Consider the following 12,778-nt stretch of genomic DNA (forward strand, 5'->3'; position numbering starts at 1 on the left):
TTTCTCCTACAACAAATCACGATGACGGACTTGCACATTTTTTAAAGTAGCTTTTAATATTTTACCAATTTGTTCAGCCATATACACAGAGCGATGTTGCCCACCCGTACAACCAACTGCTACAGTAATATAAGACCTATTAGTAGCAGCAAAGCGCGGTAACCATTTTTCTAGAAACACTAGAATATCATTCTGCATTTCTAAAACTTCAGGTTGTTCTACTAAATAATCAATGACTGGCTGATCTGTACCTTTCAAATTTCTTAGCTCTGCCACCCAATACGGATTGGGTAGTGAACGCAAATCGAATACCCAATCAGCGTCCATAGGTATTCCTCGTTTGAATCCAAATGATTTGATCAAAAAAGCTGTACCAAGTTCAGGCTCTTCTAATAAATGGAGTTTTAAAAAGTCTTTTAATTGATAAACATTTAATTGGCTAGTATCAACATGTAAGGTAGCCAAATTAATGATTGGAGCTAATAATTTAGACTCTTCATCAATCGCTTCTGCTAAGGAACGGGTGGCTGTAGTTAATGGGTGACGGCGGCGAGTTTCTGAAAAACGGCTAATTAATATGTCATCTTTAGCATCTAAATATACTAAATCACATTGAATATATTTCGCACTGAGTCGTTCAAAAATACTGGGGAAGTTTTCGATTTGTCTCGGTAAGCTTCGTGCGTCAATTGAAACAGCGATCTTTGGTTGTATTATCTCTGTTTGTAATAACGCTTGTTCAATAGCTGTTGTAAATAAGCTAGCAGGTAGATTATCAATGCAATAAAAACCATTGTCTTCTAATAAATGAAGCGCTGTAGTTTTACCTGAACCTGAACGACCACTTACAATAACAAGACGCATAACTTAACCTATGTATTACCTACCCCATTAACAATTATTTGATAAAGCTGCTGATTATCCGTAGTAGCTCTTATTTGCTTACATAACTCGCTATTACTTAATAATTCAGCAATTTGTTTAAGTAATTGTAAATGTTCATCCGTTGCCTCTGCTGGCACAACTAAGCCTATCAAAATATCTACTGGCTGATCATCAACTGCATCAAAATCTATACCTGTCGCTAATTTCATTATAGCAACTATCGGCTCTTCACAACTTTCCATACGACAATGGGGAATAGCTACACCATTACCAAAACCTGTAGTGCCAAGCCTTTCCCGATCTATTAGTTGGTCAAAAACCTGTTGCTCATCTACACTAGCACAAGTGGCTGCTACTGTTTTTGCTATTACTTCTAATGCACGTTTTTTACTGGTTACATTAACATCAACTAACACTTGTGCAGGTGTTAGAAATTCTTTTAGTTGCATCATATAAAATACTACATTACCAATTATTATTTAATTAAACATAACAGTTTAAATAAATAGTTGCGGAGAATACATCAATTTTTATAGACAACTTTTAATCATAAAAATTCTTTAGCTTTTTAAGGGTATATATTAAAGCAAAACTAAATACAATAACTAATACTATATATAAACCTTTGTCTCGAAAATCACTCACCACACTAAAGAAAATAAATAGCAAAATGGTTATTAGTAAAACAAAACTAAGCAACCAATAAACATACCGTGCATAATGAGGGCGCTCAGTATCTGTATTAAAAACAGCTATTTCGCCACCTTCAGCAGCCTCATAACTATCTATCTCAAATTCTGTATCAATACAATTTCTTTTTAAAAAGCTAATAAAGTATTTATCTGCTGTACCCAATAGCATAGGAACAGCATAAGCAAATACAGTTCCTAATATAACCGTTGTAATTACTTGATCAGCTTTACTACTGCTATTGCATAGCATATAAAATTGAACAAAAAAGAAACAAGCAATAACCAACCATATTATTTTTGTAATTGGTTTAATAGCATCACTTTTTATTAGACTAAAAGATAAATATATTAGGAAACTTAACGAACAAAGAAATAATAGAAATTGAACAAAATTAATGGAAAGTAAATAAATTAATAGAGGCAACAAACATAAGGTTATAACTAAACTACTGACTGTAACAAGCTGAAGTTTGGTTTCATAATCTGTCACTTTTTTCTTGTACATCTTATGTTCAAACCTCAGCTTTGTATAAACTATCTAGTGTTTTTGATGTTTTTCTTTAAATTTAATTAATTGACGATCTAACTTATCAACTAATGCATCAATGGCAGCATACATATCTGTATTTTCCGCACCAGCAACCACCTCACCACCAGCTAACTGAAGCGTTGCATCAACCTTTTGATTCAACTTTTCAACACTCATAATCACTTGCGCACTCGTAATTTTATCAAAGTGTCGTTCAAGACGAGCAAACTTTTCATCAATATAGTTGCGTAGTGCGTCGGTAACATCAAGTTGGTGACCACTAATGTTAATTTGCATAAATTTCTCCTTAACATTTTTAATTACTTATACCCACGTTAGGCATAAGGTAAGTTGCCTTGGATTGGCAATTCTTTATATTAATCGCTTACGTTCACTAGATGAACCAATACCTAACGCCTCACGGTATTTAGCTACGGTTCTTCTGGCTACCTGTATCCCCTGATCCTCAAGCATCGTAGTTAGTTTACTATCGCTTAAAGGTTTTTTCGGATCCTCTGCCGCTATTAGTTTCTTAATCATAGCGCGAATAGCTGTTGATGAACACTCCCCACCCTCAGAAGTACTGACATGACTTGAAAAAAAGTATTTCAATTCATAAATACCACGAGGAGTATACATATATTTCTGAGTAGTTACCCGTGAAATAGTAGATTCATGCATGCCTACCGCTTCAGCCACTGATGAAAGAATGAGTGGTTTCATTGCCTCTTCACCATACTCTAAAAAGCCACGTTGATGTTCAACTATTTGCGTGGCTACTTTCATTAAAGTCTCATTACGACTTTGCAAACTCTTTATAAACCAACGGGCTTCTTGTAATTGGTTCTTTAAAAACGTATTGTCTGAACTATTATTGGCGCGCTGTACATAACTAGCGTATTGAGGATTAACCCGCAGCTTTGGAATAGCTTCTTGGTTTAGCTCAACCATCCAATGATCCCGCTCTTTTCGCACGATAATATCTGGCACAATATATTCTGGCTCTTTCGACTCAATTTGTGCCCCTGGTTTAGGATTAAGATGTTGAATAAGCATCACTATTTGCTTTAATTCATCTTCCTTAATCTTCATGGTACGCATTAATTGGCTATAGTCCTTAGAACCTAATAAATCTAAGTGATTTGCAACTAATTCAACCGCTTGTTGGTAATAAGCATGGTCATCAAATAACCCTTTTAATTGCAGTAATAGGCACTCTTTTAAATCTCTGGCGGCAATACCTAGCGGATCAAACTGTTGAATGCAATGAAGTACCATTTCCACTTCATCAAAGTCGGTATCCAATGATTCATCTAAACCTTGATGAATTTCCTGTAAAGACTCTTCTAAATAGCCATCTTCATTAATGCAATCGATAATATTAACCGCAATGGTTTTATCTTTATCACTCATATGGGCAACATTGAGCTGCCATAATAGGTGGCTTTGCAGGGTTTCACCTACAGAGGTATAACTAGTAAAATCAGCCTCGTCATCATCACCGTGGGAATGGCTAACATTACTTTGATAGATATCATCCCAATCAGTATCTACGGGTAGTTCTTCAGGAATCACATCAGTTGCTACTGTATCCTTTTCTGGCTCGTTAACTGCCACCTCATGATTATCTTTAAAACTAATTTCCTGACTGGTTGGATTGACTAAAACGTCTTCCTCACCTAATAAATTATTATCATCGAAATCCTCGCCTGCTTCTTGTTGTTCTAACATGGAGTTTGACTCCAATATCTCCTGGATTTCCTGTTGTAAATCTACAGTAGACAATTGCAAAAGCCTAATGGCTTGTTGCAACTGTGGAGTCATCGACAGTTGCTGTCCTATCTTTAGCGTTAACGATGGCTTCATAACAAATTAATATCTCTTTTATACTTTTAAGCAAATTATATGCCTGTTTTTTTATTCTTCAAATAATAACATGCTTGAAAAATGAAACAACCAGCATAATAAAAATAACTTTGATGCATCTATTTAAAATATATAGTAGTATAAATAGTTATATTCAATCCCTTCTTTTAACCTTATTGTTATTTATCTATTAATCATGCTTAAAGTAGATTTTTATAACCTACCCACTGCTACTATAGACGATTGTTTATTATTCAGTTGTCGTCTTATCAATAAAGCATGGTCACAGTTGGGTAATATCTATGTTCATTGTCAAAATGAACAACAACGACAACAATTAAATCAATTATTGTGGCAATTTAAAGCTGATAGCTTTATTCCTCATGATTTATTAGAGGATAATCCTAGTAGTCCCATTACATTAGGACTCGAAACATTAGATTATCAAACTATTCAGTACCCATTGTTAATTAATTTAAGTTTTGAAATACCAAAGCACCACCAACAATTTACACGTATCGCTGAGTTTGTAATTGATGACTCTATGCTAAAAGATAAAGCACGAGCCAATTATCGCTTTTATAATACTGCCCAATATAATGTACAGTATCACAACCTCAGTAAAATTTAAGACTGCCAAATCACTGAAGGATTAATATCTGCTAAGGTACGACAACCTGTTAGCACCATTGCCGCCTCTAGCTCTGCCCGCAATATATTTATTAAATGTACAACACCTACTGCACCTGCTACTGCTAAGGCATAGATATAGGGTCTACCCACTAATACTGCATTTGCTCCTAAGGCCAGCGCTTTTAAAATATCCGTACCGCGACGAATACCACCATCCATAAGGATGGGTACTCTACCCGCCACATGTTCTGCTATTCTTGGAAGAAGTTCAATTGCAGCAGGCAACGTATCTAATACACGCCCACCATGATTAGAAATAATCAACCCATTAACACCTAACTGAATAGCTTGTTCTGCATCCGCTACAGAGGTGACTCCTTTCAGTAATATGGGCAAAGAGGTGATTGATTGTAACCACTCTATATCTTGCCATGTAGGTACACTAGCAAGCTGACCAGAAAATAGGGGGCTTTCTAACAAATTAGCGGTGTTATTTACCACATGCATTCCCTCTAAATTTACTGAAGATACGCCTTGTGGTAATCGAAAATTAACTCGCTGCTCACGATTGCGTACCCCACTAATAGGTGCATCAACCGTCAATACTAAAGCCTTATAACCTGCTAACTCAGCACGTTTTACTAATTCGGCAGTAAAAGTTCGATCAGCTTGGATATAAAGTTGAAACCATAAGGGTTTAGTGGCTTGTTCAGCTAACTCTTCTAATAAAGTACTTGCCATTGTACTTACCACCATCCCAGCACCTATTGCAGAAGCTGCTTGCATGGTAGCCAATTCACCATCCTTATGAAATAACTTTTGCCATGCCACAGGTGCTAAAAGAATAGGAAATGGTAAGGTATTACCTAATAAAGTAAGTTTAGTGTTAGCCCCTTCAAAATTATTTAGCACCCTGCCTTGTAATTGGATGCGCTGAAATGCTTGCTTATTCCATTCAAGCGTAAGCTCATCACCACTACCCCCTACTAAATAACTCCATGCAATATGATCGATGACTTTAGCTGCACTTTTTTCATAATCTTCTACTGAGAATAACTGTGGCGGTATGATCGAATAAGGCATAAATGCTCCCATTATTTCCTATAAAGTAGCTAGCGACTATTACCTTGATTGGTTAACTGCTCAAATAAAATCTGTTGCGCTGATTTAGGTATTTGATTACCTGTTGGTATGGAGCGAATATAACTACCATCGCTCTGTAAAATCCAACTGTGGGTATTATCACTTAAATAAATATCTAACTCTTTCTTAACCCGAGTGGTTAACTTCTTGCCCTCGATGGGGAAACAGGTTTCTACCCGCATATCCAAATTGCGCTCCATCCAATCTGCACTGGATAAATAGATTTTCTCCTCACCACCATTATAAAAATAAAACACGCGGCTATGCTCAAGGAAACGACCAATAATTGAACGCACCTGAATATTTTCAGAAACACCTACTATTCCTGGTCTTAAACAACACTTACCACGAATAATTAAGTCTATCTTCACCCCAGCCTGACTGGCTTTATAAAGTGCTCGAATCATTTTAGTATCAGTTAGCCCATTGATTTTTAAAATAATACGAGCAGGCAACCCCTTACTTGCAGCAGCCGCTTCACGATTAATCATTTCTAATAAGTTTTTCTTCAAGGTAAATGGCGAATAAAGTAATTTTTTCATCCGCTGTGTTTTACCCATACCGATTAGTTGACCAAATAATTTATGTAAATCTTCACATAACGCCACATCAGCCGTTAATAAACTATAGTCTGTATATAACTTGGCATTACCTGCATGATAGTTACCCGTACCTAAATGAGCATAACGCCGTAACTCTTCTCCTTCACGACGTAAAATTAAACACATCTTCGCATGGGTTTTAAAGCCTACTACACCATAGGTTACAATAGCACCCGCTTCTTGTAGACGGGTAGCCAATTGTAAATTTGATTCCTCATCAAAACGGGCACGCAATTCAATAACAGCAGTCACTTCTTTACCATTACGAGCCGCTTCCACCAAACCATCTACCACCTCAGAATTTGCTCCTGTACGGTATAAGGTTTGTTTAATGGCTAACACATTTGGGTCTTTTGCCGCTTGCCTTACAAAATCAACCACAGGTGTAAAAGATTCATAAGGATGCAGCAATAGCACATCTATCTTTGATAAGGTAGCAAACAAATTATCTTTCTTTTTCTGTAAAACTCTGGGAATAACAGGTGAAAAAGGTTTGGATTGCAAATCTGGATGGCCTGCTAAACCAGTAATACTAAACAGTCGCGTTAAGTTTACAGGACCATTAACTTTATATAGTTCCTCTTTAGAAAGGCTAAATTGTTCACTTAAATAATTAGATAAATGCTCAGGACAAGCATCCACTACTTCTAAGCGTACGGCATCACCATAACGACGGGAAAACAACTCACCTTTTAATGCGCGGGCTAAATCTTCTACATCCTCAGCATCGACGGATAAATCAGCATTACGGGTTAATCTAAATTGATAACAGCCTTTTACCTGCATACCTGGGAATAAATCATCTGCATGGGCATGAATCAAAGAAGATAAAAACACAAAATTATCACCTGCTCCACCCACTGATTCAGGAATTCTAACAATTCTAGGCAGTGATCGAGGTGCAGGAATAATGGCTAACCCTGAACTACGACCAAACATATCCGTGCCTTCTAGCTCCACAATAAAGTTTAGGCTTTTGTTCACTAACAGCGGAAACGGGTGGGTAGGATCTAACCCAATCGGGCTAACAATGGGGGCAATCTCTTCTTTAAAAAACTTACGCGCCCACGCTTTAATTTTTGTATTCCAATGACGCCGACGAATAAACCGAATATTCTGTTCTGCTAAAGCAGGCAGTAAAACCTCATTAAGAATGCGATACTGACGCTCTACTTGTTGATGCACAACCGTGTTTAGTTGTTTTAACACTTGCCGAGGCAATAACCCATCCGCACCAATTTGTTCACGAGAAAACTTGACCTGCTTTTTCAGACCCGCAACACGGATCTCAAAAAACTCATCTAAGTTACTGGAAAAAATTAATAAAAATTTTAAGCGTTCTAACAGTGGATACGTCTCATCCAACGATTGTTCTAGTACGCGTATATTAAACTCTAACAGTGAAAATTCGCGATTTAAATACAAACTATAATCGTCAAGATTAATGGATGTTCCTTCCTGATTAGCAGGCTCAATTACTCCATCAACAATCTCAACAACTTTTGCTTCCACCATTTCTTGATTCTTTTTATCTTTGGTACTCATCACTATTTCCAACCTTTTCAGAAATATTAACTATTTTTTAGTTGCTTAGCGGCGTATTTAGCAAAATAAGTTAAAATTCCATCAGCTCCCGCTCGTTTAAAGCCTACTAACGTTTCCATAATAATACTTTCTGACAGCCAACCATTATTAATAGCCGCCATCTGCATGGCGTATTCACCACTTACTTGATATACAAAGGTAGGCACTTTAAAAGCCTGTTTTACCCGATACACAATATCAAGATAAGGAGTGCCTGGTTTAATCATTACCATATCCGCACCCTCTGCCAAATCAAGGGCAATTTCATGCAATGCTTCGTCACTATTAGCAGGGTCCATTTGATAATTAAACTTATTGGATTTTCCTAAATTACCACTTGAGCCTAATGCATCACGAAATGGCCCATAATAAGCACTGGCATATTTAGCTGAATACGCCATCAATCTTGTGGTATGGAGTTCTGCAACTTCAAAAGCTTCTCGAATGGCTTGAATACGACCATCCATCATATCGGAGGGTGAAATAATCTGTGCGCCCGCTTCAGCATGAGATAAACTTTGTTTAACCAATGCCTCGATGGTTACATCATTAATCACATAGCCATTTGTATCAATAATACCATCTTGACCATGGGTGGTATAAGGGTCTAGCGCCACATCCGTGATAACGCCCAATTCAGGTACATTTTGTCTTAAAGCGCGAATAGTACGTTGAATTAATCCATCGGGATTCCAAGCTTCACGCCCATCCTCTGTTTTTTTGCTAGGGTCTATCACGGGGAATAAGTCAATGGCGGGAATACCTAATGCCACTAACTCTTCAGCTTCTTTTAACAACTCATCAATGGATAGCCTTTGCACATTTGGCATAGAAGACACATCTTCACGGTAACTTTTTCCTTCCGTAACAAACACTGGCAAGATTAAATCATTAGCCGTTAATTGATGTTCACAGACTAATCGTCTTGAAAAATCATCAAAGCGATTACGGCGTAATCTAGTAGCTGGAAATAATCGGTTGGAATAAGAAAAAGACACCTCTGCCTCCTAATCAGTGAAATTTCTTCGATTATACGCTTAATTTAGCAAATTAATGCATAATCCTCTTATTATTCTACTTCAATCTGTTGTATTCTGTAGGGAATTAAATATTTTTAAATACTTTATGAACAATAGGTTAGATTTTGTCACGATTTATCTTACAATACCATAGGACTTTTTTGTTTATACTGGTAAGTTATAACCTATTATTATTCACAATAAGATCATCATATGATGGAACAACTGCTTAACGATTATGGCTATGTAGCCTTATTTATAGGAACGTTTTTAGAAGGTGAAACCATTCTCGTGTTAGCTGGTATTGCGGCAGCTCACGAATTTTTAGACTTAAAAACAGTTATTATTGTAGCTTTTATAGGCAGTTATTGTGGCGATCAACTTTGGTATTTTTTAGGTAGATACTATGGTATTGCCCTTTTACAAAAAAGACCAAAATGGCAAAAGTCTGCTGATAAAGCACTAATCTATTTTAGAAAGAACCCTGATTTATGGGTACTTACTTTCCGTTTTATGTACGGGCTACGTACGATTATGCCTGTTGCCATTGGTATCTCTGGTTACTCCCCAAAACGCTATATAATTCTTAATGGCATAGGCGCTATTATATGGGCGATTGTATTAGGTAGTACCTCTTACTATTTTGGCACCATTGTATTGAGTTATTTAAAAGACTATGAGCTTATATTCTTAGGCGGTATTGTTGTGCTTGCTCTTTTCTTATGGATCAGACGATTTATAAAAAATAGAAAATCCCCTCAATAATACTCTAGCTATTGTTATACAATTTTCGACAAGGCAAATAGCTATAGACAGTAAAATTGCTATTCAACGATGTATAAAAATGTACAACAATAGCTCTATAACGCATCCTTGCGTTATCAAGTGTTACATAGGTACTTCGATCAACAGAATTCGAGTATCTGTCTTTGCAGGTGTAATTTTTACAGCAGTTTCCCCTGTAATTCCTAATGCATCCTGATCTAGCAGTTTACTATCTCCAACCATTGCTTCACCTTGAATAATAAATACATAAACACCATTGTTTCTATCATGCAGCTTATATTCAATAGGCGCTAACTGATTAAAATGCCCTAGCGAAAACCATGCTTGTTGGTGAATCCATGCGCCTTCATCATTTGGATTTGGCGACACAATTTGTTGGAACTCATTTAAACGCTTCTCATCAAATTTAATTTGTTGATAACGTGGCGTTACATTGTTTTGATTTGGGATAATCCAAATCTGTAAGAAATGCACTAATTCTTCATGGCTTGCATTATATTCACTATGCAAAATACCTGTGCCTGCACTAATTACCTGTATTTCACCTGACTGAATAACAGAAGTATTACCCATGCTATCCTTATGCTCCAATGCTCCAGATAATGGAATGGAGATAATTTCCATATTATTATGAGAATGCGTAGCAAATCCTTCACCAGGTAACACTCTATCTTCATTAATCACCCGTAAAGCACCAAAATTTATCTTTTCAGGATTAAAATAATTAGCAAAACTAAAACTATGATAAGAGTCTAGCCAACCATGTTGAGCATGACCACGTTCATTTGCTTTATGTAATATAGTATTTAACATATCAACCTCCAAAGTTTCATTAATGACAATAATAATACTTTTTTTATTTAAAACAATTATCAAAAATGGAACAATGTATTGTAATTAATTAACTAATTAAATAATCCCTGTTGTTATCTTTTGTTATAATAATCACTCAGCCGACCATACCTTCATTTAAAAGGAGCTACTATGCCAACTAAAAAAATAGCTGTAATCCTTGCAGGCTGCGGGGTTTTTGATGGCAGTGAAATTCATGAGTCTACCCTAACGTTACTTTATTTAAGTGAGCAAGGTGCAGAAGTACAATGTTTTGCTCCCAATATTAATCAAGCCCATGTTGTTAATCATGTCACTCAACAAGAAGCGGCTGAAACCCGTAATGTGCTAGTGGAGTCCGCTCGTATCGCGCGTGGTAATATAAAAAATATCACTGAACTTAATGTAGATGATTTTGGTGCGCTTATAATTCCTGGTGGTTTTGGGGCTGCTAAAAATCTTTCAGACTTTGCTTTTAAAGGGGCTGACTGCACAGTTAATGCTGATGTATTAGCTGCCACCCAAGCTTTTGCTAAAGCTGAAAAACCAATCGGGCTAATCTGTATAGCTCCTCATTTAGCCCCTAAAATATACGGTAGAGGTATTATTTGCACGATTGGTAAAGATACTAATACAGCAGCTGAAATAGAAAAAATGGGGGCGATTCATCAAGATTGTACAGTGGATAATATTGTAGAAGATAAAGCACATAAACTGGTTACAACACCTGCTTATATGCTAGGGAGATCTATTGGTGATATTGCGCCTGGTATCAGAAAATTGGTGCTACGCGTTTTACAACTTACTGATTTTCAATAATTAAATTATTATTTTAAGCCTCCTTTCTTAGGAGGCTTTTTACTTTGTACTGTTTCTATCCATTCATTAGCTGAGACACTATCATGCTAGAAAAGCTATTTAAATTAAAGGCTAACAATACCACTATTAGAACTGAAATAATTGCTGGTTTTACGACTTTTCTAGCGATGGCCTACATCCTGTTTATTAACCCCAATATCTTAAGCGATGTCAATGGCGCGGCAATGGATCATTCCGCTGTATTTGTAGCTACCTGTTTGGCGGCTGTTATTGGTTCTCTTACCATGGGTTTAATAGCCAATTACCCATTGGCTTTAGCACCAGGTATGGGGCTTAATGTTTTCTTTTCCTACACAGTGGTTCACACCATGGGCTACAGTTGGCAAGTCGCCTTAGGAGCGGTATTTATTTCTGCTACATTATTTTTTATTTTATCCTTATTCAAAATTCGTGAATGGATTATTAATAGTATCCCACTGGCGCTACGTTCTGCTATTGCTGCTGGTATTGGCTTATTTCTCGCTATTATTGGTTTACAAAAAGCAGGCATCATTATGGGTAACCCTGCTACATTGGTAACCATTGGCGACCTTACCCAACCTGAGCCATTGTTGGCGATTTTAGGCTTTTTTATTCTTATTGCCTTAGAAGCTCGCAAAGTACCAGGATCAGTCATTATTAGTATATTAATGATTACTGTTATCAGTATTGTGCTAGGTATTACGCCTTTTAAAGGTATTGTTTCTGCCCCACCTTCTATTGCACCTACTTTTTTGCAACTTGATATAGCTGGTGCATTTCAAGTAGGGATGATTGCGGTTATTTTTTCGTTCTTATTTGTTGATCTATTCGATAACTCAGGCACATTAATCGGTGTGGCTAAAAAAGCAGGGCTTATGCGTGCTGATGGTTATTTGCCAAGAATGGGACGGGTATTAATTGCCGATAGTACTGCTGCCATGTCTGGTTCATTACTGGGTACCTCTACCACCACTAGCTTTGTAGAATCTACAGCAGGTGTCGCCGCAGGTGGTCGTACGGGTCTTACCGCTTGCGTGGCAGCACTATTCTTTTTACTAGCGCTATTTGTTTCACCACTAGCAGAAAGTGTTCCGTTATTTGCTACTGCACCTGCATTACTTTTCGTAGCCATTCTTATGGCCTCAGGACTGGCAGAAATTGACTGGCATGATCTTACCACCTCAGCACCCGTGTTAATCACTGCCATTGCTATGCCTTTTACCTATTCTATTGCCAATGGTATTGCTTTTGGCTTTATCAGTTGGACAGCTATTAAATTACTAACGGGGCGCACCAAAGAAGTTAATTCAGCGTTAATCATATTGTCTATTTTATTTATTTTAAAATTTGCTTTCTTACACGAATAAC

General features: G+C 36.9%; 13 protein-coding genes. 4 read left to right on the forward strand and 9 right to left on the reverse strand.

Annotation, left to right across the window (positions count from 1 at the left end):
* Window positions 1-6: 6 nt before the first annotated feature.
* The 5 genes from rapZ to JHT90_RS12845 form a co-directional block, all read right to left on the reverse strand.
* Window positions 7-864 (reverse strand): RNase adapter RapZ, encoded by an 858-nt coding sequence (gene rapZ / locus JHT90_RS12825; RefSeq protein WP_201091645.1) that lies wholly within the window; start codon window positions 862-864, stop codon window positions 7-9.
* Window positions 865-872: 8 nt separating this feature from the next.
* Window positions 873-1,337 (reverse strand): PTS IIA-like nitrogen regulatory protein PtsN, encoded by a 465-nt coding sequence (gene ptsN / locus JHT90_RS12830; protein WP_201091647.1) that lies wholly within the window; start codon window positions 1,335-1,337, stop codon window positions 873-875.
* A 91-nt stretch (window positions 1,338-1,428) separates the two neighbouring features.
* A complete protein-coding gene (locus JHT90_RS15270) occupies window positions 1,429-1,827 on the reverse strand; it encodes a hypothetical protein (RefSeq protein ID WP_236253957.1) in 399 nt (132 codons plus the stop codon).
* 288 nt (window positions 1,828-2,115) lie between these two features.
* A complete protein-coding gene (gene hpf, locus JHT90_RS12840; protein WP_201091651.1) occupies window positions 2,116-2,403 on the reverse strand; it encodes a ribosome hibernation-promoting factor, HPF/YfiA family in 288 nt (95 codons plus the stop codon).
* Between the two features lie 75 nt (window positions 2,404-2,478).
* Window positions 2,479-3,972, reverse strand: coding sequence for an RNA polymerase factor sigma-54 (locus tag JHT90_RS12845; RefSeq protein ID WP_201091653.1), 1,494 nt, complete (start codon window positions 3,970-3,972; stop codon window positions 2,479-2,481).
* A 196-nt stretch (window positions 3,973-4,168) separates the two neighbouring features.
* On the opposite strand from JHT90_RS12845, the gene JHT90_RS12850 reads away from it, so the two are divergent.
* On the forward strand, window positions 4,169-4,603 hold the full coding sequence (locus JHT90_RS12850) for a DNA polymerase III subunit chi (RefSeq protein ID WP_201091654.1): 435 nt from the start codon (window positions 4,169-4,171) through the stop codon (window positions 4,601-4,603).
* On the opposite strand, the gene JHT90_RS12855 is transcribed toward JHT90_RS12850, so the two are convergent.
* The 3 genes from JHT90_RS12855 to hemB are packed head-to-tail and all read right to left on the reverse strand — an operon-like array spanning window position 4,600 to window position 8,932.
* Window positions 4,600-5,688, reverse strand: a complete 1,089-nt coding sequence (locus JHT90_RS12855; protein WP_236253959.1) for an alpha-hydroxy acid oxidase — start codon at window positions 5,686-5,688, stop codon at window positions 4,600-4,602. The genes JHT90_RS12850 and JHT90_RS12855 overlap by 4 nt on opposite strands.
* A gap of 29 nt (window positions 5,689-5,717) precedes the next feature.
* A complete protein-coding gene (gene ppk1 / locus JHT90_RS12860; RefSeq protein WP_201091656.1) occupies window positions 5,718-7,895 on the reverse strand; it encodes a polyphosphate kinase 1 in 2,178 nt (725 codons plus the stop codon).
* A gap of 26 nt (window positions 7,896-7,921) precedes the next feature.
* Entirely contained in the window at window positions 7,922-8,932 is a 1,011-nt protein-coding gene (hemB, locus tag JHT90_RS12865; protein ID WP_201091659.1) for a porphobilinogen synthase, read from the reverse strand.
* 234 nt (window positions 8,933-9,166) lie between these two features.
* Between hemB and JHT90_RS12870 the strand changes: the two genes are divergently transcribed.
* A complete protein-coding gene (locus JHT90_RS12870; protein ID WP_201091661.1) occupies window positions 9,167-9,718 on the forward strand; it encodes a DedA family protein in 552 nt (183 codons plus the stop codon).
* Between the two features lie 123 nt (window positions 9,719-9,841).
* Here the strand turns inward: JHT90_RS12870 and JHT90_RS12875 are convergent, their stop codons facing one another.
* A complete protein-coding gene (locus tag JHT90_RS12875; RefSeq protein WP_201091662.1) occupies window positions 9,842-10,552 on the reverse strand; it encodes a pirin family protein in 711 nt (236 codons plus the stop codon).
* 171 nt (window positions 10,553-10,723) lie between these two features.
* On the opposite strand from JHT90_RS12875, the gene elbB reads away from it, so the two are divergent.
* Window positions 10,724-11,389 (forward strand): isoprenoid biosynthesis glyoxalase ElbB, encoded by a 666-nt coding sequence (elbB, locus tag JHT90_RS12880; RefSeq protein ID WP_201091663.1) that lies wholly within the window; start codon window positions 10,724-10,726, stop codon window positions 11,387-11,389.
* Between the two features lie 83 nt (window positions 11,390-11,472).
* Complete coding sequence (locus tag JHT90_RS12885) at window positions 11,473-12,777, forward strand: NCS2 family permease (protein ID WP_201091664.1); 1,305 nt, start codon at window positions 11,473-11,475, stop codon at window positions 12,775-12,777.
* Window position 12,778 lies beyond the last annotated feature (1 nt).

This window comes from Entomomonas asaccharolytica, assembly GCF_016653615.1.
In the GTDB taxonomy this organism is placed as follows: domain Bacteria; phylum Pseudomonadota; class Gammaproteobacteria; order Pseudomonadales; family Pseudomonadaceae; genus Entomomonas; species Entomomonas asaccharolytica.